General features: G+C 68.0%; 29 protein-coding genes. 11 read left to right on the top strand and 18 right to left on the bottom strand.

The window, feature by feature from the left end:
* The first annotated feature begins 2 nt into the window (after window positions 1–2).
* A complete protein-coding gene (gene garD / locus ACE3SG_RS13205) occupies window positions 3–1,565 on the top strand; it encodes a galactarate dehydratase (RefSeq protein WP_374565568.1) in 1,563 nt (520 codons plus the stop codon).
* A 52-nt stretch (window positions 1,566–1,617) separates the two neighbouring features.
* On the opposite strand, the gene ACE3SG_RS13200 is transcribed toward garD, so the two are convergent.
* The gene (locus ACE3SG_RS13200; RefSeq protein ID WP_374565567.1) at window positions 1,618–2,319 is read right to left on the bottom strand and encodes a sulfotransferase family 2 domain-containing protein; all 702 of its coding nucleotides are present in this window, start codon (window positions 2,317–2,319) and stop codon (window positions 1,618–1,620) included.
* A gap of 469 nt (window positions 2,320–2,788) precedes the next feature.
* Between ACE3SG_RS13200 and ACE3SG_RS13195 the strand changes: the two genes are divergently transcribed.
* Together ACE3SG_RS13195 and ACE3SG_RS13190 are read left to right on the top strand one after the other, a co-directional pair.
* Window positions 2,789–2,986, top strand: coding sequence for a DUF3606 domain-containing protein (locus ACE3SG_RS13195; RefSeq protein WP_374565566.1), 198 nt, complete (start codon window positions 2,789–2,791; stop codon window positions 2,984–2,986).
* Window positions 2,987–2,998: 12 nt separating this feature from the next.
* Window positions 2,999–3,928: a Ku protein gene (locus ACE3SG_RS13190; protein ID WP_374565564.1), complete on the top strand. Its 930-nt coding sequence runs from the start codon at window positions 2,999–3,001 to the stop codon at window positions 3,926–3,928.
* A 51-nt stretch (window positions 3,929–3,979) separates the two neighbouring features.
* Here the strand turns inward: ACE3SG_RS13190 and ACE3SG_RS13185 are convergent, their stop codons facing one another.
* A complete protein-coding gene (locus ACE3SG_RS13185) occupies window positions 3,980–4,579 on the bottom strand; it encodes an H-NS histone family protein (protein ID WP_374565562.1) in 600 nt (199 codons plus the stop codon).
* Between the two features lie 206 nt (window positions 4,580–4,785).
* The gene (locus ACE3SG_RS13180; protein WP_374565560.1) at window positions 4,786–5,118 is read right to left on the bottom strand and encodes an ATPase with chaperone activity; all 333 of its coding nucleotides are present in this window, start codon (window positions 5,116–5,118) and stop codon (window positions 4,786–4,788) included.
* 97 nt (window positions 5,119–5,215) lie between these two features.
* Between ACE3SG_RS13180 and ACE3SG_RS13175 the strand changes: the two genes are divergently transcribed.
* Window positions 5,216–6,583, top strand: coding sequence for a M20/M25/M40 family metallo-hydrolase (locus ACE3SG_RS13175; RefSeq protein WP_374565558.1), 1,368 nt, complete (start codon window positions 5,216–5,218; stop codon window positions 6,581–6,583).
* Between the two features lie 132 nt (window positions 6,584–6,715).
* Window positions 6,716–7,612, top strand: coding sequence for a dienelactone hydrolase family protein (locus tag ACE3SG_RS13170; RefSeq protein WP_374565557.1), 897 nt, complete (start codon window positions 6,716–6,718; stop codon window positions 7,610–7,612).
* A 20-nt stretch (window positions 7,613–7,632) separates the two neighbouring features.
* Here ACE3SG_RS13170 and ACE3SG_RS13165 read toward each other — a convergent pair whose 3' ends face one another.
* From ACE3SG_RS13165 to ACE3SG_RS13155, 3 genes are all read right to left on the bottom strand, one after another.
* On the bottom strand, window positions 7,633–7,854 hold the full coding sequence (locus ACE3SG_RS13165) for a hypothetical protein (protein ID WP_374565556.1): 222 nt from the start codon (window positions 7,852–7,854) through the stop codon (window positions 7,633–7,635).
* Window positions 7,855–8,115: 261 nt separating this feature from the next.
* Entirely contained in the window at window positions 8,116–8,355 is a 240-nt protein-coding gene (gene atpE / locus ACE3SG_RS13160) for a F0F1 ATP synthase subunit C (protein WP_374565555.1), read from the bottom strand.
* 270 nt (window positions 8,356–8,625) lie between these two features.
* Window positions 8,626–8,847 (bottom strand): hypothetical protein, encoded by a 222-nt coding sequence (locus tag ACE3SG_RS13155; RefSeq protein WP_374565554.1) that lies wholly within the window; start codon window positions 8,845–8,847, stop codon window positions 8,626–8,628.
* 485 nt (window positions 8,848–9,332) lie between these two features.
* Between ACE3SG_RS13155 and ACE3SG_RS13150 the strand changes: the two genes are divergently transcribed.
* Window positions 9,333–9,470 carry a hypothetical protein gene (locus ACE3SG_RS13150; RefSeq protein WP_374565553.1) on the top strand — a complete coding sequence of 46 codons (138 nt, stop codon included), beginning with the start codon at window positions 9,333–9,335 and terminating at the stop codon, window positions 9,468–9,470.
* 14 nt (window positions 9,471–9,484) lie between these two features.
* On the opposite strand, the gene ACE3SG_RS13145 is transcribed toward ACE3SG_RS13150, so the two are convergent.
* From ACE3SG_RS13145 to mltG, 6 genes are read right to left on the bottom strand one after another with little or no spacing between them, the layout of a single operon-like run.
* Window positions 9,485–10,147, bottom strand: a complete 663-nt coding sequence (locus ACE3SG_RS13145) for an ankyrin repeat domain-containing protein (protein WP_374565552.1) — start codon at window positions 10,145–10,147, stop codon at window positions 9,485–9,487.
* The gene (locus ACE3SG_RS13140; RefSeq protein WP_374565551.1) at window positions 10,147–10,956 is read right to left on the bottom strand and encodes a TatD family hydrolase; all 810 of its coding nucleotides are present in this window, start codon (window positions 10,954–10,956) and stop codon (window positions 10,147–10,149) included. Before ACE3SG_RS13140 ends, ACE3SG_RS13145 begins: the two co-directional genes overlap by 1 nt.
* 58 nt (window positions 10,957–11,014) lie before the next feature.
* Window positions 11,015–11,401: a PilZ domain-containing protein gene (locus ACE3SG_RS13135; protein WP_374565550.1), complete on the bottom strand. Its 387-nt coding sequence runs from the start codon at window positions 11,399–11,401 to the stop codon at window positions 11,015–11,017.
* 18 nt (window positions 11,402–11,419) lie between these two features.
* The gene (locus ACE3SG_RS13130; protein WP_374565549.1) at window positions 11,420–12,427 is read right to left on the bottom strand and encodes a DNA polymerase III subunit delta'; all 1,008 of its coding nucleotides are present in this window, start codon (window positions 12,425–12,427) and stop codon (window positions 11,420–11,422) included.
* Complete coding sequence (tmk, locus tag ACE3SG_RS13125; protein ID WP_374565548.1) at window positions 12,420–13,049, bottom strand: dTMP kinase; 630 nt, start codon at window positions 13,047–13,049, stop codon at window positions 12,420–12,422. The genes ACE3SG_RS13130 and tmk overlap by 8 nt, the downstream gene beginning before the upstream one ends.
* The gene (gene mltG, locus ACE3SG_RS13120; RefSeq protein ID WP_374565547.1) at window positions 13,046–14,044 is read right to left on the bottom strand and encodes an endolytic transglycosylase MltG; all 999 of its coding nucleotides are present in this window, start codon (window positions 14,042–14,044) and stop codon (window positions 13,046–13,048) included. The genes tmk and mltG overlap by 4 nt, the downstream gene beginning before the upstream one ends.
* A 59-nt stretch (window positions 14,045–14,103) precedes the next feature.
* Between mltG and ACE3SG_RS13115 the strand changes: the two genes are divergently transcribed.
* Genes ACE3SG_RS13115 through ACE3SG_RS13105 form a run of 3 tightly spaced genes read left to right on the top strand, consistent with a single transcriptional unit; the run spans window position 14,104 to window position 16,446 of the window.
* Complete coding sequence (locus ACE3SG_RS13115; RefSeq protein ID WP_374565546.1) at window positions 14,104–15,087, top strand: folate-binding protein YgfZ; 984 nt, start codon at window positions 14,104–14,106, stop codon at window positions 15,085–15,087.
* A 40-nt stretch (window positions 15,088–15,127) separates the two neighbouring features.
* The gene (locus tag ACE3SG_RS13110) at window positions 15,128–15,487 is read left to right on the top strand and encodes a DUF4936 family protein (RefSeq protein ID WP_374565545.1); all 360 of its coding nucleotides are present in this window, start codon (window positions 15,128–15,130) and stop codon (window positions 15,485–15,487) included.
* Window positions 15,478–16,446 carry an NRDE family protein gene (locus ACE3SG_RS13105; protein ID WP_374565544.1) on the top strand — a complete coding sequence of 323 codons (969 nt, stop codon included), beginning with the start codon at window positions 15,478–15,480 and terminating at the stop codon, window positions 16,444–16,446. The genes ACE3SG_RS13110 and ACE3SG_RS13105 overlap by 10 nt, the downstream gene beginning before the upstream one ends.
* A gap of 11 nt (window positions 16,447–16,457) precedes the next feature.
* Here the strand turns inward: ACE3SG_RS13105 and ACE3SG_RS13100 are convergent, their stop codons facing one another.
* Together ACE3SG_RS13100 and ACE3SG_RS13095 are read right to left on the bottom strand one after the other, a co-directional pair.
* Window positions 16,458–17,315, bottom strand: coding sequence for a YbgC/FadM family acyl-CoA thioesterase (locus ACE3SG_RS13100; protein ID WP_374565542.1), 858 nt, complete (start codon window positions 17,313–17,315; stop codon window positions 16,458–16,460).
* Between the two features lie 112 nt (window positions 17,316–17,427).
* Window positions 17,428–18,408 (bottom strand): alpha/beta hydrolase, encoded by a 981-nt coding sequence (locus tag ACE3SG_RS13095; RefSeq protein ID WP_374565541.1) that lies wholly within the window; start codon window positions 18,406–18,408, stop codon window positions 17,428–17,430.
* A gap of 60 nt (window positions 18,409–18,468) precedes the next feature.
* Between ACE3SG_RS13095 and ACE3SG_RS13090 the strand changes: the two genes are divergently transcribed.
* Window positions 18,469–19,617 (top strand): iron-containing alcohol dehydrogenase, encoded by a 1,149-nt coding sequence (locus ACE3SG_RS13090; protein ID WP_374565539.1) that lies wholly within the window; start codon window positions 18,469–18,471, stop codon window positions 19,615–19,617.
* Between the two features lie 39 nt (window positions 19,618–19,656).
* On the opposite strand, the gene ACE3SG_RS13085 is transcribed toward ACE3SG_RS13090, so the two are convergent.
* Both ACE3SG_RS13085 and aceA read right to left on the bottom strand, forming a co-directional pair.
* The gene (locus ACE3SG_RS13085; protein ID WP_374565537.1) at window positions 19,657–21,120 is read right to left on the bottom strand and encodes a family 43 glycosylhydrolase; all 1,464 of its coding nucleotides are present in this window, start codon (window positions 21,118–21,120) and stop codon (window positions 19,657–19,659) included.
* Window positions 21,121–21,323: 203 nt separating this feature from the next.
* Window positions 21,324–22,622: an isocitrate lyase gene (gene aceA, locus ACE3SG_RS13080; protein ID WP_374565534.1), complete on the bottom strand. Its 1,299-nt coding sequence runs from the start codon at window positions 22,620–22,622 to the stop codon at window positions 21,324–21,326.
* Window positions 22,623–22,937: 315 nt separating this feature from the next.
* On the opposite strand from aceA, the gene ACE3SG_RS13075 reads away from it, so the two are divergent.
* Window positions 22,938–23,999, top strand: coding sequence for a LacI family DNA-binding transcriptional regulator (locus tag ACE3SG_RS13075; RefSeq protein ID WP_374565533.1), 1,062 nt, complete (start codon window positions 22,938–22,940; stop codon window positions 23,997–23,999).
* 12 nt (window positions 24,000–24,011) lie between these two features.
* Here the strand turns inward: ACE3SG_RS13075 and ACE3SG_RS13070 are convergent, their stop codons facing one another.
* Window positions 24,012–24,317, bottom strand: coding sequence for a helix-turn-helix domain-containing protein (locus tag ACE3SG_RS13070; protein WP_374565531.1), 306 nt, complete (start codon window positions 24,315–24,317; stop codon window positions 24,012–24,014).
* Window positions 24,318–24,357: 40 nt separating this feature from the next.
* Window positions 24,358–25,875: a tryptophan halogenase family protein gene (locus tag ACE3SG_RS13065; RefSeq protein ID WP_374565529.1), complete on the bottom strand. Its 1,518-nt coding sequence runs from the start codon at window positions 25,873–25,875 to the stop codon at window positions 24,358–24,360.
* Between the last annotated feature and the right edge of the window lie 3 nt (window positions 25,876–25,878).

Below are 25,878 nucleotides of genomic sequence, written 5' to 3'. Positions count from 1 at the left end.
CGATGACCATCGCTCCGCTGACGATCAGCATGCACGAGCGCGACAACGTGGCGATCGTCGCCAACGATGGCGGGCTGGATGCCGGCACCGCCCTGCCCGGCGGCCTGGTACTGGTGGACCGCGTGCCGCAAGGCCACAAGGTGGCGCTGGCCGACATCGCGGCCCATGCGCCGGTGCTGCGCTACGGCATCCCGATCGGCCATGCGCTGAAAGACATCCCCGCCGGCAGCTGGGTGCACGAGCGGCTGCTGAAGATGCCCGAGGCGCGCGGGCTCGACGGGCTGCCGATCGCCACCGTCAAGCCCCGCCCGCTGCCACCGCTGGAGGGCTACACCTTCGAGGGTTACCGCAACCCAGACGGCTCGGTGGGCACGCGCAACATCCTGGCGATCACGCAGACGGTGCAGTGCGTGGCCGGGGTCACCGAGTTTGCGGTGCAGCGCATCAAGGCCGAGCTGCTGCCGCGCTTTCCGAACGTCGACGACGTGGTCGCGCTGGCGCATGGCTACGGCTGCGGCGTGGCGATCGACGCGCCCGACGCGGTGGTGCCGATCCGCACACTGCGCAACATCAGCCTGAACCCGAACTTCGGCGGCGAGCTGATGGTGGTCAGCCTGGGCTGCGAAAAGCTGCAGCCCGAGCGGCTGTTGCCGCCAGGTAGTTTTTCGATCGAGACCGACGCCAGAGAGCGCGCCAACGAGGCGCTGGATGTCGTCTGCCTGCAAGACGACGCGCACGTCGGCTTCATGTCGATGGTCGACTCGATCCTGCGGCAGGCTGAAGCCCACCTGGCGCGCCTGAACGCCCGACGGCGCGAAACGGTGCCGGCCAGCGAGCTGGTGGTGGGCGTGCAATGCGGCGGCAGCGACGCGTTCTCAGGCGTCACCGCGAACCCGGCGGTGGGCTTCTGCACCGACCTGCTGGTGCGCGCCGGTGCCAGCGTGATGTTCTCGGAGGTGACCGAGGTGCGCGACGGCATCGACCAGCTCACTGCCCGCGCCACCACGCCCGAGGTGGCTGCCGCGATGATCCGCGAGATGGCCTGGTACGACGACTACCTGAAGCGCGGCAGCGTCGACCGCAGCGCCAACACCACGCCGGGCAACAAGAAGGGCGGCTTGTCGAACATCGTCGAGAAGGCGATGGGCTCGATCGTCAAGTCGGGCTCGGCGCCGATCTCAGGCGTGCTGGCACCGGGCGAGAAGCTGAAGGCCAAGGGCCTGACCTATGCGGCCACGCCGGCCAGTGATTTCATCTGCGGCACGCTGCAACTGGCCGCCGGCATGAACCTGCATGTCTTCACCACCGGCCGCGGCACGCCCTACGGCCTGGCCGCCGTGCCGGTGATCAAGGTCGCCACGCGCAGCGAGCTGGCGCGGCGCTGGCACGACCTGATGGACATCAACGCCGGCCGCATTGCCGACGGCACGGCCAGCATCGAAGAGGTCGGCTGGGAGCTGTTTCGCTTCATGCTCGACGTGGCGAGCGGGCGCAAGAAGACCTGGGCCGAGCACTGGAAGCTGCACAACGCGCTGGTGCTGTTCAACCCGGCACCGGTGACCTGATGCCGGCGGCCGGCGCGGCTGGGCGCCAGGCCCGCACCGCGCGCGGCCCGCGTCAGTGCCCGAAGCTGTAGTTGAACTGCTTCAGGATCGGCTCGTACATCTTCTCGACCATCGCGATGCAGGCCGGGTCGTAGTACTCGGTATAGGGCTTCTTCTTCTTTTTCGGCGGCGCCTCGGGCGCCGGCGCTGCGGCGTCTTCGGTGCGGCCCTTGGTGATGTTGAACTGGGTCACCGACAGGCTCTCGTTGATGCCCATGCGGCGCAGCGATTCGTCGAAGCCTTCTTGCAGCGCCTCGAAGCGGATCACCATGTCGGCGTGGGCCAGAAACTCCATCGGCCCCTTCGCCAGCTTGTCGGTCTCTTCATATGTGCGGCTCAAATAGGCCAGCCATTGCGGAAAGCTGTTGTCGGGCGCAGTGGCCTGCACGCCGTCGAGCCACGGGTATTTGGCCGGGTTGTCGCACAGGCGCGCGCAATGCTTGATGTACTTGCTGACCAATTGGTCGAAGGGGTTGCGCACGCAGGTGAACTTGAAAAGCCGCTCCAACTGCTCGCGGGTCATCAACTCGGCCGCCAGCAATTGGCTGTAGGTGGTGTGGTGCATGCGCGCCAGCAACTTGCCATTGCGCGTGATCTCGTGGTCGGGCAATGCCTTGCCATCCAGCCGTTGCCGCAACGTCAGCGCAATGGCCTTGCTCGCCGTCTGCGGGTTGGCGAAGAAGATGTACTGATGTCGGTCCGAGTAGACAGCCATGGTGACCCTCCAGGCTCCAGTGGATGGGGCTTCGCTCGGCGCCGAATGCGACCGAGTTGCCCCATTGCTTGTGCCTTGGCGCGCAAGACTCACGGATCTGGCTGATCCCAAGCACGCAGGTCGCCCGCTCGTGCGAGCGCCCCAGTCGTCTACGCCGTCGTGAGGCGTCGTGACCGATGCGGCTTGCGATCCCCCCGCAGGACCTGCAGCGTCAAGTGCATCAGAATGAAACAAAGTGTGTGACGCCTGGTGGTTAGGCGCAAGCCCGTAGTTGCACGGAGTTCGTCCCTCGAATGTGGGGGGGTGATGGCGGCCCGGCTGGCGGTCACGTTGCGTGCCGCGTGCGCGTTGGGCGGTTACATATGACGAGCGCTGCCACCGCCGCGGCGTCTAGGCTCGGCGGCATTCGGCACGCGGCTTGCCGAGCTGTCAAAGGGCCGATATGGGCCTTTGATTTCAGGAGACGAGCATGCCCGACAACAAGCAATCTGCCGGTGGCCAGGACCGCAAGCGCATCAACGTTCACCAGGACTACGAACTGCGCGATTGGGCCGCGCGCTTCGGTGTCACCAAGGATGAGTTGAAGCGCGCCGTCGACGAGGTTGGCGACGAGGCGGAGGTGGTCGAGCGGCACCTGCGAGAAGCCCGCAGCGCCGAGCGGCACTGACCACGCCGCCCCATGCCCCGCGCGATCTGGAAGGGTGCGATCAGTTTCGGCCTCGTGCATGTGCCGGTGGCCCTCTACCCTGCCTCGCAGGAAACCGAGGTCGACTTCGACTGGCTCGACAAGCGGTCAATGGACCCGGTGGGCTACAAGCGCATCAACAAGCGCACCGGGCGCGAGATCGACAAAGACAACATCGTCAAAGGCGTCAAGCAAGACGATGACCGCTATGTCGTGCTGAGCGACGACGAGATTCGCGCTGCCTATCCCAAGACCACGCAGACGATCGAGATCGAGGCTTTCGTCCCCGCGACCGACATCTCGTTCGCCTACATGGAAAAGCCGTACTACCTCGAACCGACCGGCCGGGCAGACAAGGTCTATGCCTTGCTGCGCGAAGCCATCGCAGCGGCCGGGCTGATCGGCATCGCCCGGGTGGTGATGCACAACAAGGAACACCTCGCCGCGCTGCTGCCGGCCGACCGGGCCTTGATGCTCGCAACCTTGCGTTGGGCCAACGAGATTCGCGATGTCGGCGATCTGCAATTGCCACCTGCCGGCAAAGGCGCCAACAAGCTGAAGGACAGCGAATTGAAGATGGCGACCCGACTGGTCAAGGAAATGGCCACCGAATGGAAACCGAATCAATTCGCCGATCGGTTTTCAGATTCGATTCGCGAACTGGTGGCGCGCAAGGCCAAAGCGGGCAAGGCGCAAACGGTCGAGCCCCTGGAAGACAACCCCTCGCAGGACGCGTCCAACGTCATCGACTTGACTGCGTTGCTGAAGAAGAGCCTCGGTGTGGGCAAGAAGGCGGCGGGCGCCCGCGTGTCTACGACGAAGAGCTCACCAGCCACAAAAGCCTCTGCGAAGCCGGCGGCGCGAAAGGCCGCCGCGGCCACGAAGGCCGGGGGGGGGCGCCACAAGGCTGCGGCCGGTCACTGACCGGCCGCGTTCAGGCCAGATTCCCGGCCGCTTGTACGCGGCCGAGATCGATCAGCTGGCCGGCGTTTCGGCGGCCTGGCCCGCGTCAGCCGGCACCGGCACGGCCGCCACGGCCTTCTTGCTGGGGGCGGCTTTCTTGCCGGCACCGCGCGTGGCCTTGACGGGCTTGACGCTCGTGGCGGCGGCGTTGCGCGCCATGGCCTTCTTGACGGCGCCCTTGCTCGCGGTCTTGCGCGAGGCCTTGGCGGGGGCCTTTTCAGGCGCTGCGGTGGCCTTGGTGGCCTTGGTCTTGCCGGGCTTCGCGGCCTTGGCCGATTTGGTGGCCTTCTTCGGCTCGTCTGCAGCGGCTGCCGAGGCTGCGTTGATCAGGAAAGCGCTGCGGTCTTTGACACCGGCCAGCCAGTTCGGCGGCTTGCCGCGGCCAGTCCAGGTCTTGCCCGTCTTCGGGTCTTGGTACATCGCCACGCCGACCGATGCGGCCTTCTTCTTGCCTGCGCCGGCGGTGCGCTTGCCGCCACGGGTGGCTTTGGCGGGCTTGTCGGCCTGGCTGGCACCGCCCGTCATGAAGCCCAAGTCCACCGCGGTCAACTGGTACTTTTCGATCAATGACCTGACCTTGGCAATGGCGTCTTTCGACTCCGCTTTGATCAATGCCTCAGCCTTCTTTTCAAGGTCGGCGATTTGTTTTTTGATCGATGCCAGTGTTGCCATTGCGTACTTCCAAGCAGTTGCGGTGGCGCGAGTCTATTCATTTCGGCGGGCATTTGCCGCAAATGGAGATTGAATTGCTCAGAAAAAGGCAACCGTCCTTTTCTGTCCACACACTTTGCGCGTTCGCAGGGCGCCGATTGCCGAGCTCAATACGGCGTCGGTGGGGCCGTCCAGGCGAATATCGGCGCCCATTCCAGCAATTCGGCCAGTCGGGTCGACACCCATTGCGCCTCGGCTTCGGAGACTTGCAGGCCACTGACCAGCAGGCCCTCGTGCACGCGGGTCAGCACATCGGATTCGGCAATGCCCAATTCCCACTGCTTGGTTCTCGCGGTGTCCACCAGCATCGTCGCCAGGTCTTCGCAAAAGCCATAGCGCTCCTGGATATAGGCGCGCGGCTGGCTCGGCTTGGTGCGTCCCGGCTCGACGAACAGCGCCACAAATGACGGCGGCAGGATCAGTTGACTGTCTTCGTTCATACCTTGCCTTGCAATGGAGCGCGCCATTGTGTGCTGCCCGCATGGGCACCGTTCGCCCTGCCATAGACTGCACCCGAGCAACGACCAAGGAAGCGCCATGCCCTGCCCTCGCCTGTTGACGGGTTTGTTGATCTCGATGGCCTGGCTCTCGCCGGCCATGTCGATAGCGGCTGAGCCAGCCACCGACCAGTCGCTGCTGCGCGAAGCAGCCGCGGCGGTCAGCCCGGCCGAATTGAAGGCCACGATCCAGACGCTGGTCGGGTTCGGCACTCGCCACACCTTGTCGGACACGGTGTCCGACACCCGCGGCATTGGCGCCGCGCGGCGCTGGGTGCAGCGACGCTTTGGCGAATTGTCCAGGCAATGCGGCCAATGCCTGGAGGTGGTGACGCCGTCGCAGACCTTCACCGGCCCGCGCATGCCGCAGCCGACCGAGGTGATGGACATCGTCGCCATCCAGCGTGGCAGCAGCGATGCGAACCGCGTCATCCTGATCACCGGCCACCTCGACTCGCGGGTGTCCGACATCATGAACAGCACCAGCGACGCCCCCGGCGCCAACGACGATGCCTCGGGCGTGGCGGCGGTGCTGGAGGCGGCGCGCGTGCTGTCGAAGCAGCGGCTGCGCGCCACGGTGGTGTATGCGGCGCTGTCGGGCGAAGAGCAAGGGCTGTACGGCGGCAAGGTGCTGGCCGAATATGCGCGCGCCCAGGGCTGGCAGGTGCAGGCCGACCTGAACAACGACATCGTCGGCAACAGCCACGGCCAGGACGGCGTGCACGACAACAGCAGCGTGCGGGTGTTCTCAGAAGGCACCAAGGCACTCGAGACACCGGCACAGGCCGCGCGCCGGCGCTACAACGGCGGCGAGGTCGATTCGCCGTCGCGCAACATCGCGCGTTTCATGGCCAGCCTGGCCGAGCGCTACCTCACCAACCTGCACGTGCAGATGGTCTACCGCACCGACCGCTATGGCCGCGGCGGTGATCAGGTGGCATTTCTCGATATGGGCTTTCCGGCCGTGCGCGTGACCGAGGCGCACGAGGACTACACCCACCAGCACCAGGACCTGCGGGTCGACAACGGCGTGCAATACGGCGACACGATCGAGTTCGTCGATGTCGACTACCTGGCCCAGGTGGCGCGGCTGAACATCGTCGCGCTGGCCGCGATGGCCAATGCGCCGGCGCCGCCAAAAGGCGTGGGCATCGAAGGCGCGGTCACGCCCGACACCACGCTGAAATGGGAGCCGCAGGCCGGCGCCGCGGGCTACCGCGTGTGGTGGCGCAGCACCACCGAGCCGCAATGGAAATACAGCCGCTTCGTGGCGGCCGATGCCCAGCCACCACATCGCTTGACGCTGAAGAACGTGGTCATCGATGACTGGTTCTTCGGCGTCTCGAGCGTGTCGGCCGATGGCTACGAATCGCCGGTCGTGTTTCCAGGTGACCCCGGCGCGTTCTGAGGTTCGCGCTCGTCAGTTCCTCCAATACACCCATCGCCACACCGAGTTTGTCGAACGGCGGGCCAGCGAACGAGGGCGCAGTCGTATGCTCGCCGCTGCTTTTTTGGACCCATGGCAACAGGAGCCTGCAAGATGAATCTGACAGCCAACCCGCCGGCCACCGGCGATGCAGCAACGGACTTCTCTCGGCGCGACTTCGTCGCCCTCTCGGTGGCCGCGAGCCTGAGTGGTGGTGCCGCATCGGCCTCGGCCGCCGGCCTGGCGGTGGTGTCGGACGAGGTGACGATCAAGACGCCCGACGGCACCTGCGACGCCACCTTCATCCACCCCACGACCGGCGCGCACCCCGGCGTGTTGATCTGGCCCGACGCGTTCGGCCTGCGGCCGGCGATGCGCGACATCGGCAAGCGCCTGGCCGCCGAAGGCTATTCGGTGCTGGTGCCCAACCCGTTCTACCGGGTGGCCAAGGCACCGGTGTTCGAAACCGCAGCCCATGCCGACTTCAAGGACCCGGCACTGTGGGCCCAGCTCAAGCCGCTGATGGGCTCGGTCAACGCCGCCGGCGCGGCCGAGCGTGACGCCACCGCGTTCGTCGCGTTTCTCGACGCCCAGGCCGCCGTCGACAAGACCCGGAAGATCGGCACGCAAGGCTATTGCATGGGCGGCGGGCTGGTGGTTCGCACCGCCGCCGCGCTGCCCGCGCGCATCGGCGCAGGGGCGTCGTTCCACGGTGGCGGCCTGGTGACCGACAAGCCCGACAGCCCGCACCTGCTGGCACCGAAGATCAAGGCCCGCATGTATTTCGGCGTGGCATCGAACGACGACCAGCGCCAGCCCGAAGCCAAAGACGTGCTGAAGCAGAGCTTCGCCGCGGCGCAGGTGCCGGCCACGGTCGAGGTGTATGCGGCGCTGCACGGCTGGTGCGTGGCCGACATGCCGGCCGAAGGCGGCACGCCGATCTACAACGCCGCCGAAGCCGAACGCGCCTGGCTCGCGCTGGTGGCGCTCTACAAGGCCGGGCTGGCCTGATCGTCTTCCTCTGCGTCTTTTCAGGCCGGGCTGAGCTCGGCCTGCTGGCGCAGGATGTTCTCGCCGGTCACCGTCAGGCGCAGGCTGCCGCCGTCCCACTTCAGCCAGTCCAGGGCCACGAAGTCGTCGAGGTCCGACTCGGCAATCTGCGCCGCCTGCCGGCGGTGCAACAGGTCGACGGTGGACTGCAAAGCGCCGCGAAGCTGGTCGACGCGCGACGATGGCAGGCGGTGATGCGACATGGTGGTTTCCTCTGGATGGGGGCAGACGATGTTGGGTTTGCTGCTGCGGCGGTCGCGCCCGCCACAGCTAGCGAGATGTTGGCTCACTGCGTGCGTCTGCCACAGCCGACCGATGCGAGTTTCCGGCGTAGGACGAGGCCTACAGCCTGCATCAACGCCCGGCCCGCCGCCTTTCTGGCCCCCCGCCGCCTGCAGCTCTGGCGGCACCCATGCCTCGTCGGCCGTGGTCATGTTCGGGAAAGCGCCCTGCCTGGTAACGGGCTACCTGAACGGGTTGGCCGTGGCAAACCACAGGCCGATCCCCGTGGCGATGATGAAGGCGCCGTCGGTGACGCCGACGCCAACGAAGTACTTGATCTGCAACTCGGGGATCAACTCGGGCTGGCGCGCCGCGCCTTCGAGGAACTTCATCGTCGCCAGGCCGATGCCGATGCACGACCCGAAAGCCGGGATGCCGATCAGCAGTGCAACAGCCAGGGGAAGCAGGGTGTCCGAGGACATGGCAGTTTCCTTTCTTGGGTGAGAGAAGACTGCTGCCAGTGTGGCCTTGCCGCTTCAGGCTGGCGATGACCTCGCAGGTCATGCTCTTTGATGAACACGTGGGCGCGAAAACAAACGCCCAAAAGTAAACGGGGCCGCGCCGGCCCCATTTACTGGATGTTCAATGAGTGTCGATGTTCGCCGTGGCGGCCGCGCAGGGCACCGCCTTGGCCGGCGACGCGCACCGGTGATCGAGCGAGCCGGCACCTGTGTCCGGCGGGGCCCGAAGGCTCAGATCGCGCTGTCGTCTTCCTCGTCGGCGGCCAGGTCGATCTCGCGGTCGTAGGCGGCCAGGTCGGCGGCCTTGACCTTCGGGATCAGCGGGCGGTCCAGCGGGCGGCAGATGCGGCGCTGCAGGCAGTTCAGGCGGTCCGAACGCTCCACCGCCTGAAGGATGACCTCCGGGTCCGTCATCATCGTGAACGGGTTGAGGCTGGCTTGGGCGTGGCGCATGAGGTTCTCCTGGGGGTGAGGGCTTCGGCGCGAAACCCATGTCACGAACTGTAGAGAAGCACTTTGGCCGGCAACAGTCGGCTGACAGACAAGCCGGGTGTCAGAAGAAACCTGACACGCCTGACGGCCGACAGGCGCCCGGCCTAGGGCCGCTGCCCGCCGCACGCCGCCCCACCATCGCGGCCCCTACCCAGGCCGTTGTTCTGCACGCGCTCCCGTCTCCGCTGGCTGACGCCGGGCTGACAGACGCCGTGCGCGAAATCACGAAGTCCGGGTAATCCCTAGGTTTTGTCTTGAAACTGTCGTCGGGTCCTGTCACAGTCGCACTGCTGTCGAAACAGTGCTTAACAGCAACGCCGGTTTCTTGCAATCCGCCAGAACCCGGAACCTCGCGCAGAAGCCAAGAGCCACAGTGCGAGGACAGCCAAATCGGCCTCAGCGCCGGTGCGGTGCACCGAACAACCAACAACCTCACAAGGGCCATGATGAAACAACGTCTGATGAACCTCTTCTCGAACACGAACACGCAACTGGGCTACTCGCAAGTCGAAGCCCTGCTGGTCGTGATGATCCTCGGCTACTTTGGTCTGGCGCTGGCCGACCTGGCCGGTTTCAAGGGCTGATCAGCCCCTGCCCGTCAAGGACGGGTGCGCTTCGCGATGGCGTCCAGCCGCTGTGCCAGCCACAGCCGGTCCGCCTTGCGGGCATAGTCGGCGGCGCACAGGCCCGCCTTGTTTTGCAGCGTCACATCGGCGCCGCGCAGGGCCAACAGATCCGCCGCATCCACGCTGCCGAAGCCGGCAGCCAGCATCAGGGGCGTGTTGCCGTTGGGTGCCCGGGCATCGAGCTCGGCACCATGCTCCAGCAACAACGCCACCGCCGCCTGGTCGGTGCCCGAGGCGGCGTAGTGCAAGGGCGTCCAGCCCTCGCGGTTGACCTGGGCACCGCGCGCCAGCAACTGCTTCATCGCGTCGAGCCGGCCGCGCAACGCGGCCATCATCAGCAAGGTCTCACCGGCCGGGCTGGTGGCCTCGACGTCGAGCTGCGGGTGCTTCAGCAGCAGCGGCACCACCTCGAACGAGTTCTCGCGCAAGGCCAGGTACAGGCCGTGCTGGCCCTCCGGGTTGCGCGCGTTGACGTCGAAACCCTTGGCCAGCAGCGGGGCGATGATGCCCGGGCGGTCCAGCTCAATACCGAGGAAGAAGTCTTCGTACGAGCCGGCTCGCACGCCCGACGCCGCCAGCGCCAGCGCGGCACCCGCCAGCATCACGCCGCGCCGATGGATCAGCCGCGCGCGCATCAGGCCGCGGCCAGGGCCGGCACCTGCACCTGGAACAGACGCTCGAAGTTGCGGGTCGTGGCCTGGGCGATCTCACCCACCGACACGCCCTTCTCTGCCGCCACCACCGTGGCCACGTGTGGCACATAGGCCGGGCTGTTGGTCTTGCCGCGGTACGGCACCGGCGCCAGGTACGGGCTGTCGGTCTCGATCAGGCAACGCTCCAGCGGCACGAAACGCGCCACGTCGCGCAGGTCGGCCGCGTTGCGGAAGCTGACGATGCCCGAGAACGAGATGTGAAAGCCCAGGTCCAGCGCGGCCCGGGCGACATCCATCGTCTCGGTGAAGCAATGGAACACGCCGCCGATGCCCGACCCCTCTTGCCCGGCGCCCTCTTCTTTCAGCAACGCAATCGTGTCGTCGCTGGCGCTGCGGGTGTGGATGATGAGCGGCAGATTCAGCCGCCGCGCAGCGCGGATGTGCGCGCGAAAACGGTCGCGCTGCCATTCCATGTCGGCGATGCTGCGGCCATTCAGGCGGTAGTAGTCGAGGCCGGTCTCGCCGATGGCGATGACCTTGGGCTGTGCGGCCAGGCGGCACAGCTCGTCTTCGGTCGGCTCGGCCAGGCCCTCGGTGTCGGGGTGCACGCCGACGCTGGCCCACAGGTTGGCGTGCCCGGCGGCCAGCGCCTGCAGGGCCGGAAACTCTTCGAGCGTGGTGCAGATGCACAGCGCGGCGGCCACCTGGGCCTCGCGCATGTCGGACAGGATCTGGGGCAGCCGTTCGCTCAGCTCCGGAAAGCTCAGGTGGCAGTGCGAGTCGACGAACATGGTCGGGAACGGAAATGAAGGCACGGGCGCCATCGCCCGGGGGCCGCGCGCCGCGGGGTTACAGCGTCTGCGTCGGCTTGGACGACTGGATCGACGTGCCCAGGATCTCTTCGATCTTCATCTTGAGCTGCCGGGTCTTGTCGTCGTTGGGGAAGCGCACGCCGACGCCCTGGGTGCGGCCACCCGAGGTGTTGGGCGGCGTGATCCAGCCCACCTTGCCGGCGACCGGGTAGCGCTGCGGGTCGCCGGGCAGCGACAGCAGCAGGTAGATGTCGTCACCCAACTGGTAGTCGCGCGTCGACGGGACGAACAGGCCGCCATCGGAAAAGACCGACACGTAGGCCGCGTACAACGCGCCTTTTTCGCGGAACACCAGCTGGATGACGCTGGGGCGCGCAGCGCCGGAAGGGGTTGAGGCAAGGGGGCGGCCGTCGACATCGCTCATGGGTGCAGTGTATCCAGGCTAGTGTTCGTTCCAGATGCGCTGCGCCTGTGCAACGAGGGCTTCGACACGCAAAGGCGCATTCCAGGGGTGTTCGTCGTGGCGAGCGACGCGGGCCAGCTCGCGGGCCCATTCGGCCAGCCCTGCGATGCCGGCGCCCGCCGGCACCTGGCCTGGCGCAAAAAAGCGCGGTTCGCCGCCGGCGGCCTGGGCCATCGCATCGTGGCAGACCTGCTGCAGCACCCGCACCGCGCGCGGCAGCGGCATCGCGGCCAGCGTGCGGGTGTCGCCCTGTGCCACCTGCGCGGGCAGCTGGCCCCACAGCGCGGCGTCCAGGCCTTCGTCGGCCAGCGCCTTGGCGGCCAGCGGTTCGCCGCCGCTGGCGCGCAGCAGCGCGGCGGCACCGGCCACGCCCTGCTTCGTCAACCACGCCTCGGCGGTGGCCAGGTCGGGCGGCGCCAGGCGCACGCGCTGGCAGCGGCTGCGCACCGTGGGCAGCAGGCGTTCGGGGTCGTCCACGCACAGCAGCAGCCGGGTGCCGGCGGCCGGCTCTTCCAGCGTCTTCAGCAGCGCATTGGCCGAGGTCGCGTTCATCGCGTCGGCCGGGTAGAACAGCAGCACCTTGCCGCAGCCGCGGCTGGAGCTGGAGTGCGCCCAGTCGATCGCGGCCCGCACCGTGTCGATCTTGATTTCACGGCTGGGCTTGCGCTTGCTCTTGCTGCCGTCGCCGCTGTCAGCGTCGCCATCGTCGCCGGCACTGCCTTCGGACCAGCCGAGCGCCAGCTGCATGGTCTCGGGCATCAGCACCTTCATGTCGGGGTGGCTGTGGGCCAGCGCCAGGTGGCAGCTCGGGCATTCGCCGCAAGGCCCCGGGCCGTTCTCGCACAGCCAGGCCTGGGCCACGCGCCAGGCCAGCTCCCACTGGCCCGAGCCGGCGCCGCCGTGCAGGATGATGGCGTGGCTGCGGGCGTGGTCGCGCAGTTGCTTCAGCGGCTCGGCCAGCCAGGGCAGATCGCGCTCGTCAAGCACCGGTGCGCCCCACAACCTGGGCCACGGCCGCCAGCACGGCGGCGCGCACCACCGGCACCTCGGCGTCGGCGTCGATGCGCCGCATGCGCTGCGGCGCCGCCTCGCAGCGCGCCGCATAGCCGCTGCGCACACGCACGAAGAAGGCTTCGGCCTCGCGCTCCAGCCGGTCGGGCTCGCGCGCGGCGGCGCGGCGGTGCGCGGCCACCGCGGGCGGCACGTCGAACCACAGCGTCAGGTCGGGTTGCAGGCCTTGTTGCACCCACTGCTCCAGCGTGGTCAGCACGGCCTGGTCGAAGCCGCGGCCGGCGCCCTGGTAGGCAAAGGTGGCGTCGGTGAAGCGGTCGCACAGCACCGTGGTGCCGGCGGCCAGCGCCGGCTCGATGCGGGTATGCAGATGATCGCGCCGGGCGGCGAAGACCAGCAGCGCTTCGCTCAGCGCGTCCATCGGCTCGTGCAGGAACAGCTCGCGCAGCTTCTCGGCCAGAGGCGTGCCGCCGGGCTCGCGGGTCAGCAGCACCTCGTGGCCCTGCTCGCGCAATACGGCGGCCACGGCCTCGATGTGGGTCGATTTGCCGGCGCCGTCGATGCCTTCGAAGGTGATGAAGCGGCCACGGGTGCTCACTTGCGCTGGCCTTTCTGGAACTGGTTCACCGCCCGATTATGGTCGTCCAGATTGTCCGAAAAGACGCTGGAGCCATCGCCGCGCGCGACGAAGTACAGCGCCTTGCTCTGGTCCGGCCGCAACACGGCCTGCAGCGAGGCCAGGCCCGGCATCGCGATCGGCGTCGGCGGCAGGCCGGCCCGGGTGTAGGTGTTCCACGGCGTGTCGGTCGTCAGGTCGCTGCGGCGCAGGTTGCCGTCGAACTTGGTGCCCAGCCCATAGATGACCGTCGGGTCGCTTTGCAGCGGCATGCCCAGCTTCAGCCGGTTGACGAACACCGCGGCCACGCGCCCGCGGTCACCGGGCGAGCCGGTTTCCTTCTCGACGATCGAGGCCAGCACCAGCGCCGCCTCGGGGCTGGCCAGCGGCAGGCCCTCGGCGCGCGTGGGCCAGGCCTCGGCGACGCGCCGCGTCATCGCGGCCACGGCCCGTCGCAGCACCGTCATGTCACTGACGCCGCGGCTGTACGCATAGGTGTCGGGGAACACATGGCCTTCGACCACGCCGCCGGGCAGATCCAGCAGCTTGGCGACCTGCTCGTCGGTCAAACCTTGAATCGTCTGTTTCAGATTCGGTGCATCGACCAGCGCCTGGCGCACCTGGCGGAAGGTCCAGCCATCGATCAGGCGCAGGTTCTCGAGCACCTCGTCGCCGCGCACCATCTTGTCCAGCAGCTCGCGCGGCGTCGTGCCAGGCCCGATCTCGTAGCTGCCGGCGCGGATCTTGCGCGCCTGGCCGGACCAGCGGAACCACTGGTACAGCAGCTCCGAAGGCGCGTCGACCCCCGCGTCCAGCCACAGGCGCACCACCTCGCGCGGCGTGGTGCCCGGCTCGATCGACACCTCGGCCCGCTCACCGCGCAGCGGCAGCGGCCGCTCGAGCCACCACCAGCCGGCGGCCGCGGCGGCCACGCACAGCAGCAACGCGGCGGCGAGGAAACTGCGCAACCACCTCATGCTGGTGAAGGTATCCCCAGAGGGCTGTCAAACATAGGGCGGCGATGATAATCGTCGGCATGACTGACCCGGCTCTGGCCCCCGCTTCGTTCGCCTCCAATTCGACCCTCGCGCTGCAAGGCGCTGTTCGTTTGTCCGACTGGGGCGTGATACGCGCCCGGGGCGCCGATGCCGCGAGCTTTCTGCAAGGGCAGTTGACCAACGATGTGGCCGGCCTCGCGCCCGGTCAGGCCACGCTGGCCGGATACTGCTCGGTCAAGGGGCGGCTGCTGGCCAGCTTCGTGATCTGGTCGCCGGCGGCTGAAGAATTCTTGCTGGCCTGCTCGGCCGACCTGCTGGCCGCCACGCTGAAGCGCCTGTCGATGTTCGTGCTGCGCGCCAAGTGCAAGCTCAGCGACGCAAGTGCCGAGGTGGCGTTGTGGGGCCTGGCTGGCCAGGCGGCGACCGACCCGTGGGGCGACCACCACCCCGCCGCCCCGTGGGCCGTTCATGTGGCCAGTGCCACCGAGCAGTTGGTCCGCCTGCCCGACGCGGCGGGTGTGCCGCGCTGGCTGCTGGCGCAAGCCGCCGACGCAGCCGCCCCGGCGTTGCCGGCGTTGGCCGATGCCCACTGGCGCGGGCTCGAAGCCGCCAGCGGCGTGGTGCGCATCGTTGCGGCCACGGCGGACCAGTTCGTGCCGCAAATGGTCAATTTCGAAATCGTCGGCGGCGTGAATTTCAAGAAGGGCTGTTACCCCGGCCAAGAGGTGGTGGCCCGCAGCCAGTACCGCGGCACGCTGAAGCGCCGCGCGATGCTGCTGGCCTTGCCGGCCGCAGAGCCGGCGATGGCCGCCGGTCAAGAGGTCTTCCACGACGCCGACCCCGGCCAGCCGGGCGGCATGGTGGCGTTGGCTGGCCTCGGCCCCGACGGCGCGCAACTCGGCTTGGTGGAGGTGAAGCTGGCCCTGGCGCAGGCGCCCGGCGCTTTCCACCTGGGTGCGGCCGACGGCCCGGTGCTGGCCTTGCAGCCACTGCCCTACCCCTTGCCGGTCGACCAAGGCTGACAACAGGCATCGGTGCGCAAAGCGCCATGGGCTGCGAACGATGTCTCACCTGCCTGCTTCGCCCCCGGTCGACAGCGCTGCCGAGCGCTGGTGGTTCATCTACTATCGAGTGCACCTCGCCGACCTGGCCGCTGTAGTGGCCGCGGCGCGCGAGGGCCAGCGTGCACTGTGCGGCGCCCACCCCGGGCTCACGGCCACGCTGATGCAGCGGCCGTCCTCGGCCGCATCGCCCGACAGCCCCCCGCAGATGACCATGCTCGAAACCTATCGCGCTCCGCTGGACTGGCCCGCCGACCGGGTGGCCGCCATGCCGGCAGCGATCGACCACGCGCTCGGTGCCGCGCTGGCGCCGTGGCTGCAGGGCCCGCGCCACCTCGAGGTGTTCGAGCCATGTGCCTAGCCGCCCTGGCGCTCGATGTCAGCCGCCGCTTCCCGCTGGTGGTGGCGGCCAACCGCGACGAGTTCTTCAACCGCCCCGCCGCGCGCCTGGGCTGGTGGACGCCCGATGGCGCCACCCAGCCGATCCTCGGCGGGCGCGACCTGGGTGCCGGCGGCACCTGGATGGGCCTGACCGCGCAGGGCCGCTTCGCGCTGGTGACCAATGTGCGCCGCCCCGGCGGCGCGCTGGTCAGCGACGGCCCGTCACGCGGGTTGATCGTGCCGGCCTGGCTCGAAGGCCAGCAGCCGTCGGACCGCTTCTGGCCCCGCATGGCGCTGTCGGGCTATGCCCCGTTCAACCTGATCGCGGCCGACTTCCGCCGCGGCGAGTGCTTCTGGGCCACCAACCAAGAGGCCAGTGGCCGCCGCATCGAGCGTGGTGTCACCGTGATCAGCAACGCCGCCGACATCGACGCGCCGTGGCCCAAGGTGCAGCAGATGAAGCACCGGCTCGACGACGCGCTGCACGAGCTCGAAGACGAGGCCAGCGTCGATGCGCTGGCCGGGCAGTTGTTCGCGATGCTGGCCGATCGCGCCCCCGCCGACGACGAACACCTGCCCTACACCGGGCTGGACCGAGACCGCGAGCGGCAGCTGTCGTCGGCCTTCATCCGCACACCCGATGGCGCCTACGGCACCCGCTGCTCGACGCTGGTCATCACCGAGCGCGCCGCCAAGCACTTGACCACACATGTCTTCGAGCGCACCTTCACCAGCGGCCCGGGCCTGGCGCTGCTGCGCCGCGCGTCGCTGAGAGACTGGCCGCCGAAATACCAGACCGACGACGAGCCCCCGTACACGGCCACCAGCGCCGCCAGTGCCGCCCACTGGAGCCCGGTGAACGACAGCGAGCTGGCCGAGGTGGCGCTCGAGCCCCCCAAGAAGCGCCGCGTGCGCAGCCTGATCCGCCCGTTGCGCTGACCCGCCGGTCGCTACAGCGAGCGCACCATCTCGACGTGGGCGATGCCCGCCTCGTCGAACACCGGCCCGCGCTGGTTGAAGCCGGCGCGGCGGTAGAACGGCTCGGCGCTCATCTGCGCATGCAGGATCACCTCGCGGTCGCCGTGGTCGCGCGCGGCGTGCATCAGCGCGTCCAGCACCGATCGGCCCACGCGGCTGCCGCGCAGCGCGCGCCGCACCGCCATGCGGCCGATCTTGGCCACGCCCGGCACATGCTCCAGCAAGCGGCCGGTGCCCACCGCCATGCCCAGCCGGTTGTAGGCCACCGCGTGCACGCAGCTCGCGTCGGCCGAATCCCACTCCATCTCGGCGGGGATCTTCTGCTCGTCGATGAAGACCTCGGCGCGGATCGCGCCGGCCTCGTGGCCGAGCGTGTCCCAGCCGCCGACGCGCACGCTGACCATGTCTTCACCCGCCTCGAAGCCCAGCAGCGTGCTGCGCAACTCAGGTGGCACGGGCTTGGGTTGCTTGGCCACCGGGTCGGCAAACACATAGACCAGCTCGCCGCTGACCAGCAGCTCTTCGCCGCGGAACACGCCGCTCTGGAACAGCAGCGACGAGTTGCCGATGCGATCGCAGCGCACGCCCACGTCCAGCACGTCGTCATAGCCGGCCGGCGCGAAGTATTCGAGGGTCGACTTGCGCACGAACAGGTCGCCGCCCAGGCGCTGCATCACCTCCTGGTAGGGCAGCGCCACGGCGCGCCAATAGCCACCGACGGCCGTGTCGATGTACATCAGGTAGTGGCCGTTGAACACGATCTGCTGCATGTCGACCTCGGCCCAGCGCACGCGCAGCCGGTCGAGAAAACGAAAGTCGCTTCGAATCATTGGAGCCCCTCGTTCGACGCCTCGTCCGACGAATACGTCGGTCGATCCCCCAAGGCGATCTGGGCCGGCTCGGGAGCGGCCCAGCGCTCGGCCCACGAGTCAATTCGCTGTCTCATTGGTTTGTCTCCGGCATTTCCCAGGCGCGGCGCAAGGCAGCCGCCGCCACACCCTGGGCATGGCCGGCCTCTTTGATGGCACGGCCGAGTTTGATGAAGTCGTGTGTCAGGCCACGGTACAGCTCCAGCTCGACCGCCACGCCGGCGCTGCGCAGCCTGTCGGCATAGGCCAGGCCCTCGTCAACCAGCGGGTCGCACTCGGCCAGCAGCACGCAGGCGGGCGCCAGGTCGTCCAGATCGGGGGCGTTCAGCGGGGCGAAACGCCAGTCGTTGCGGTGGTGCGGGTCGATGTACTGGTCGAAGAACCAGGCGATGCCGTCGGCCTCGAGCAAGAAGCCGTTGGCGAACAGCTTGTGCGACGGCGTGTCGGCATGGGCCGTGGTGCCGGGCGTGATCAGCAGTTGCAGCGACAAAGGCAGCTCGGCATCGCGAGCGAGGATCGCGCAGACCGCCGACAGCGTGCCACCGGCGCTGTCGCCGCCCACGGCCAGGCGGCGGCCATCGAGCCCCAGTTGCACGGCGCCTTCGCCGGCCAGCCAGCGCAGCGCGGCGAAGGCGTCGTCGACGGCGGTCGGAAAGCGGTGTTCGGGTGCGAGGCGGTAGTCCAGCGCCACCACCGCACCGCCGCTGCGCAAGGCCAGTTGGCGGCACAGGCTGTCGTGCGTTTCCAGGTCGCCGATGACGAAGCCGCCGCCGTGCAAGTACAGCAGCACCGGCAACCTGCCGGCGCTCGCGGCGTACAGGCGTGCACGCAAGGGCGCGCCATCGGCGGCGGGGATGGTGAAGTCTTCGACGCGCGGCAGCGGCGCACGCGGCGGCTCCAGGATCTCAGCCGCAGCCTGGTAGGCGACACGGGCTTCGACCGGGCTCAGGTGATGGAACGGCGTGCGCTTGATGCGCTGGATGCGATCGAGCACGCCGGCCATCGCCGGGGTCAGCAGTCGCGTAGGAGACAGGTGGCTCAGGGTGGGCCTCATTGGCGCGGAAAGGGCATCGTGAGCATACTGGCTCCAATCCCCTGCCCTCCTTGACCCGCCATGGCCCTGATCCAGTACCTGACGCACATCGAACTCGACTTCGGCGCGGTGCGCCTGCTGCCGCAGCACTGCGAGCGCATCGGTATCCGGCGCCCGCTGGTGGTCACCGACGCCGGCGTGCGCGCCGCCGGGGTGTTGGGCCAGGCGCTCGCGGCGCTGAACGATCTGCCGCACGCGGTGTTCGACGGCACGCCGCCCAACCCGACCGAAGCGGCCGTGCGCGCGGCCACCACCGTCTACCACGACCACCATTGCGACGGCCTGATCGCCGTGGGCGGCGGCTCCAGCATCGACCTGGCCAAGGGCGTGGCGATCACCGCCACGCACCCAGGCCCGCTGACCGACTACGCGACCATCCTGGGCGGCGCCGCACGCATCAGCGACCAGGTCGCGCCGCTGATCGCCGTGCCCACCACCGCCGGCACCGGCAGCGAGGTAGCGCGTGGTGCGATCCTGATCGTCGACGATGGCCGCAAGCTCGGTTTTCACAGCTGGCACCTGATGCCCAAGGCCGCGATCCTCGACCCCGAATTGACGCTCGGCCTGCCGCCGATGCTGACTGCGGCGACCGGCATGGACGCGATCGCCCATTGCATGGAAACCTTCATGGCCCACGCGGTGAACCCGCCGGCCGACGGCATTGCGCTCGACGGCCTGGCGCGCGGCTGGGCCCACATCGAGCGCGCCACGCGCGACGGCAGCGACCGCGACGCACGCTGGGCCATGATGAGCGCGAGCATGCAAGGCGCGCTGGCTTTTCAGAAGGGCCTGGGCTGCGTGCACTCGCTGAGCCACAGCCTGGGCGGCGCCAACCCGAAGCTGCACCACGGCACGCTGAACGCCGTTTTCCTGCCCGCGGTGGTGCGCTTCAATGCCGGCGCAGAAACGATCCAGCGCGAGCAGCGCCTACAGCGCATGGCCCATGCGATGGGCTTGGGGCATTGCGACGCGCAAGGCACCGAGGTGAGCGACGCGCTGCGCGCGATGAACGCCCGCCTGGGCCTGCCCACGGGCCTGGCGGCGATGGGCGTGACCGAGGCGATGTTCGGCCGGATCATCGAAGGCGCCCTGCTCGACCACTGCCACAAGACCAACCCGCGGCTGGCCAGCGCCGACGACTACCGCGAGCTGCTGCGCGCGTCGATGTGAGCTGCGGGCTTCAGCCGCCCGCCGTGCCACCGGTTCGGCTCAGCGCTCGTAGAAGGTCGCGTCGTCGCGGTCCAGCGGGGTGCCCAGCGCCTCGCTGTAGAACAAGCCGTTGCGGTGGCGCAGGAAGCTGCCGGGGAAGTTGGAGGCTTCGAACGACACGCCGGCGCCGTCACCCTGGCCCGGGCGTTTGCGCCAGGTGGCGTCGGCCTTGAACAGCGCGCTGCCGTCGCTGGCGTCCTTCCACACCTCGCCATTGCGGTGGCGCAGGTAGTGGCCGGGGAAGTTGACCGACTCGAACGACACCGCATGCGGGTCGTTCAGGCCCGGCACCTGGCGCCACAGCGAATCCTCGATCGGCGTCACGTTGGCATCGAGCCGGGCCCGGCCGCGGGCGTGGCGCAGGTAGTTGGCCGAGACGTCGGCGGCTTCGAACCGCAGGTGGCTGTCACCCGGCGAGCCGGCGGGCTCGTTGATCCACGCGCCCACCGCCACCGGCTGGCCGAACTTGGGCGTGTTGTTCGGCCGCCAGCTGAAGCGTTGGGCGCGGATGTTGCGGCCTGCCCAGCCGGCGCCCGAGGTGCTGGTGGCGTGGTAGACGAGCCAGTCCTGCTTGCCATTGGGTGACTTGACGAAGCCGTTGTGGCCGACGCCGAAGGCTTGTGCGTCCGGGTTCGAGACGAACACCGGCTGGCTCTTCTTGACCCACGAGGCCGGGTTCAACACATGGCCGTCGGTGTTGATGAGCAGGCCGAGCTTGTAGCTGTCGGTCCAGCTGGCGCTGGCCGAGTAGACCAGGTTGATGCGCCCGTTCTTCTGGATGACCGAGGGGCCCTCCTGGATCGCGGCCACCTCGGTCTCCCACGGCAGCGTCGGCGACGAGATCTCGACCCGCTCACCGCTGATCGTCGTCGGGTTGCTCATCGATGCGATGTACAGGCGCTGCGGAAAGCCGTCGTTCAGCCCCCGCCAGCCCGACCAGATGAAGTACAGGCTGCCGTCGTCCTTTTGCAGCACGGTGCCGTCGATCGCCCACGAATCGGTGGGCGGTGCCAGCTTGCCGCGAAAGGCCCAGCCGCCCTGCGGATTCTGGGTGCTGGCCTGCAGCGCATACATGCGGTGGTTGGCGTTGTTGCCGTCGTCGGCCGCGAAGTACAGGTACCACTGGCCGTTGAGGTATTGCAGCTCGGGTGCCCACAGGTTCTTCGAATACGGCGTGCCCGAAGGCGCGGTGTAGACGACGATCTGCGGCGCCATGCCGAGGTCTTGCAGGCGCTTGGCCTTGGCGATCGCGATCGAGTTGCCGTTCAGGCTGCGGGCCCAGTAGTAGAAGCCGCTGCGGTAGACGATGGACGGATCCGCCGTGCCGCCGGTGCCGTCGGCCGGCACGATCGGGTTGGCGAAAGTGGCGGCGTTCGCGCTGCTGGCCGACACTACCGCCAGCAGTGCGAACAGCGAAATCGCCCAGCCGGCCACCCAGCGGGGGCATGGCGTTGATTTGTGCATGGGGTCTCCTGCGGCCCAGCGCTTGAAAGCGCTTCCATTCAATTGGACCGAGGCTCTGCCTGCCGCGCCATCCGCACTGACCCCGCTCGGTGGGCCGAAATTGTGAGCAGCCGAAAGCGAAAAAGCCCGGCGGGTGCCGGGCTTCGGGGCGCGCGGGGCGGCGGCCGCTTGGCCACCGCTCGATCGCGCAGCGTGATCGTGGATCAGCCGTGCTTGGCGTCGAAGAACTGCTCGTCTTCGGTCGAGCCCTTCAGTGCCGCGGTCGAGGCGTCGCGCTCGATCGTGGTGGTCACGGCGTCGAAGTAACCGGTGCCCACTTCGCGCTGGTGCTTCACGGCGGTGAAGCCCTTCTCGGCGGCTGCGAACTCGGCCTCTTGCAGCTCGACGAAGGCGCTCATGTTGTTGCGCGCATAGCCGTAGGCCAGGTTGAACATCGAGTAGTTCAGGCTGTGGAAGCCGGCCAGGGTGATGAACTGGAACTTGTAGCCCATCGCGCCCAGCTCGCGCTGGAACTTGGCGATCGTCGCGTCGTCGAGGTTCTTCTTCCAGTTGAACGACGGCGAGCAGTTGTAGGCCAGCAGCTTGCCCGGGAACTTGGCGTGGATGGCTTCGGCGAAGGCCTTGGCGAAAGCCAGGTCGGGCTTGCCGGTTTCGCACCAGATCATGTCGGCGTAAGGCGCGTAGGCCAGGCCGCGGCTGATGGCCTGGTCCAGGCCGTTCTTGGTGCGGAAGAAGCCTTCGACGGTGCGCTCGCCGGTGCAGAACGGCTTGTCGTTGTCGTCGATGTCGCTGGTGACCAGGTCGCCGGCTTCGGCGTCGGTGCGGGCCAGCAGCACGGTGGGCGTGCCCATCACGTCGGCCGCCAGGCGGGCGGCGACCAGCTTGGCCACGGCTTCACGCGTGGGCACCAGCACCTTGCCGCCCATGTGGCCGCACTTCTTGGCCGCGGCCAGCTGGTCTTCGAAGTGCACGCCGGCCGCGCCCGCTTCGATCATGGCCTTCATCAGCTCGAAGGCGTTCAGCACGCCGCCGAAACCGGCTTCGGCGTCGGCCACGATCGGCGCGAAGAAGTCCATGTCGTCCTTGCCTTCGGACCACTGGATCTGGTCGGCGCGGGCGAAGGTGGCGTTGATCTTCTTGACGACCTTGGGCACCGAGTCCACCGAGTACAGCGACTGGTCGGGGTACATCTCGCCATTGCTGTTGGCGTCGCCGGCGACTTGCCAGCCCGACAGGTAGATGGCCTTCAGGCCGGCCTTGACCTGCTGCATGGCCTGGTTGCCCGTCAGCGCGCCCAGCGCGTTGATGAAGGGCTCGGTGTTGACCAGGTTCCACAGCTTCTCGGCGCCGCGCTGGGCCAGCGTGTGCTCGATCTTCAGCGAACCGCGCAGGCGCACGACGTCAGCCGCGGTGTAGCCGCGCTTGATGCCCTTCCAGCGGGGGTTCTCGGCCCAGTCCTTTTCGAGGGCGGCGATTTGCTGTTCGCGGGTCAGTCGGGTCATGTCGGAACTCCTTGGGTGAAAACGAGGGGGTGAAGCGACGTTGCTTGGGCTCAAGCGTACGCCGGCCGACCGCGTTTGTGCAGACTTATGTCTTATATAAGACACAAAAGTATTTCACGATAAATCAACAACTTACGGAAGCCGTTTCGCAATACGAGAGCACGAATTTCATAGTGGAAAAAACTGCTGCGGTGCAGCAGACCGTCTTTTCACAATGCGAATTTCTCGCTTCGGGATGTAAAACCGATACGCTCGTGCAAGCGCTTGCAGCTGCGTCTTACACTCGGCCCTTTGTCGCAACCGAAAGCACCACCCTTGTCGACCAGCTCCAAGACCGCACCCCGGCGCAACACCCGCGCCAGCACGGCCGGAGACGGACACTCCGGCGCCGTCACCCTGCAACAGGTGGCCGAACGGGCGGGCGTGTCGCCCAGCACCGTCTCGCGCATCCTGAATGGCACCGCGGTGGTCAGCGACGACAAGAAGAAGGCGGTCGACGACGCGATCAAGGAACTGGGCTTCGTGCCCAACCCCGTGGCGCGAGGCCTGGCCGGCGGCCGCACGCTCAGCGTGGGCGTGGTCACGCAGGCGATCGACTCACCGTTCTACGGCGGTGCCCACCGCGGCATCGAAGACACGCTGGTGGCCGCCGGCTACAGCCCGCTGTTCATCAGCGGCCACTGGGACACCGCCGCCGAGGCGCGCTGCATCGAGGTGCTGCGCTCGCGCCGGGTCGACGGCCTGATCGTGCTGACCGGCCGCATGAGCGACAGCGCGCTGAAGAACCTCGCGCGCCAGTTGCCGATCGTGGTGACCGGCCGCGACCTGAGCGCACCGGGTGTCTATTCACTCAATTTCGACGACCTGCACGGCGCGCGCCTGGCCACCGAGCACCTGCTGGAACTGGGCCACAAGCGCATCGCCTTCATCGGCGGCGACCCCTTGCACCCCGACTCGGCCCAGCGCGAACGCGGCTACCGCCAGGCCCTGGCGGCCCACGGCGTGAAGGTCGACGAGGCCTTGCTGCTGGCCGGCAACTACCAGGAAGAAGGCGGCCTGGAAGCGATCGAGCGCCTGCTGGCCTCGGGCGTGCCCTTCACTGCGATCTTCGCAGCCAACGACCAGATGGCCTTCGGCGCCGCGCTGGCGTTGCACCGGCGTGGCCTGCGCGTGCCGCACGATGTGTCGCTGGTCGGCTTCGACGACGTGGCCACCTCGTCGTTCACCGTGCCGCCGCTGAGCAGCGTGCACCAGCCGGTCTACGAGCTGGGCCGTTTGGCCGCCACCGCGATGCTCGACCTGCTGGGCGGTCGGCAACCAGACGCCACGCTGCCCGCCCCCCACATGGTGGTGCGAGAGTCGACCGCGGCCGTCTGAACCGACGAAACCTCAGCGGCCGGCGTCTCGCAGCGGCCGGATGGTCTCCACCGGCGCAGCCTTGCGCGGCCGGCCGGAGCGCGCGATGTCGAACAACGCCAGATCGAGCCCGCCTTGCAGGTAGGCGGCGCGCGTGCGCCACAGGGCCGTGCGGCCCACGCCCAGCACCGCCAGGATCTGCGCCTCGGGCACCCCGGCGTCCAGGCAGGCCAGCATGTGCGCCCGGTTGACCTCGCGGCTGTGGTGCACGCCTTTGCTGCGCAGTGCCTGAACGATGTCGCGGTCCTGCGGACTCAGGTGCAGCTCGGTCTGACGCATGGGCCCCTCCTGCAACGCCGGGCGGCGTAGGAATGTGCCGTTACTTGACGGGTGACTCGCAGTACTGTTTGACGTAGGCCTGGTGCGACGGCAGCTGCGCCACCGTCCGGTCAACCGACTGGCGGATCGAATCGAGGAACCCCGACAGCTCCCGGTCGCCCATCAGGTCGGCCACCTGGTGGTGCTGCTGTGGCGTGATCCCCTGCCCCAGCATCACCTGGATCCACGAATTCTCGGCAAACAGCTCGTTCTGGAAGCGGAAGACCCGACCGGTCTCGCGGAACAGGTTGATGCGGTGCTGCAGCGACGGCGGGATCGCCATCGTGCGGCACTCGCGCCAGAAGTCCGAGTCGTCGCGGTTCGTCACGTGGTAGTGCAGCACGACGAAATCGCGGATGTGCTCGATCTCGTTTTGCGCCTGCTGGTTGTACTCGTCGATGTCCGACTGGCGAATGCCCAGGGCCGGGAACATCTGCATCAACCGGATCGTGCCGCGCTGGATCAGGTGGATGCTGGTCGACTCCAGCGGCTCGATGAAGCCGCTGGACAGCCCGATGGCCACGCAGTTGGCGCGCCAGACCTCGCGCCGCTGGCCAGGCTGGAACTTCAGCAGCCGCGGCTTGGTCAGCACCTCACCTTCGATCTTGCTGAGCAGCAATTCTTTCGCGCGCTCGTCGCTCATGTAGCGGCTGCAATAGACCATGCCGTTGCCGACCCGGTGCTGCAGCGGGATGCGCCACTGCCAGCCGGCGTCGTGCGCGATCGAGCGGGTGTAGGGCACCGCCTCGCCGACCGACGCCGTCTGCACCGCCAGCGCGCTGTCGCAGGGCAGCCAGTGCGTCCAGTTCTCGTAGGGCACCTTCAGCGCTTCGCCGATCAGCAGCGCGCGAAAGCCCGTGCAGTCGATGAACAGGTCACCCTCGATCGCCGCGCCCGAGTCCAACGTCAGCGAATGGATGTGCCCGGTCGCCTCGTCGAGATGGACCGCGTTGATCTTGCCTTCGATGCGCTGCACGCCATAGCCCTCGCTGAAGGTGCGCAGGTAGGCGGCGTAGCGTGTCGCGTCCATGTGGAACGCGTAGTTCATGCCATTGCGCGGCAGGTGGGCAAAGCGGTTCTGCTGCGCGGCGCGCAGCTCCAGGCAATAGTCGCCGTAGTCGCCGGCCAGCTGGCGTTGGCGGCCCTTGAGCCAGAAGTGCTGGAAGCCGGCGGTCCAGTGGTCTTTGCCGGTCAGGCCGAACGAGTGGATGTAGTCTTCGCCGACATTGCGCCAGTTCTCGAAGCTGATGCCCAGCTTGAAGGTCGCCGAGGTGGCGGCCATGAACTCGCGCTCGTTCAGGTCGAGCAGCTGGTGGAAGGTCAGCAAGGTCGGGATGGTCGCCTCGCCGACACCCACCGTGCCGATCTCGTCCGACTCGATCAGCTTGATGTCGAGGATCTTGCCCATCGTCTTCGACAGGCAGGCAGCCACCATCCAGCCGGCCGTGCCGCCGCCGGCGATGACGACGCGTCGCACCGGCTTGCCATCAGGCACTTGGGGTTGATCGGCCATGTTCATGAA

Source organism: Ideonella sp., from assembly GCF_041914305.1.
Taxonomy (GTDB): domain Bacteria; phylum Pseudomonadota; class Gammaproteobacteria; order Burkholderiales; family Burkholderiaceae_C; genus Ideonella.
The sequence above is the reverse complement of the archived record's forward strand: the minus strand, read 5'-3'. Positions and strand labels throughout refer to the sequence as shown.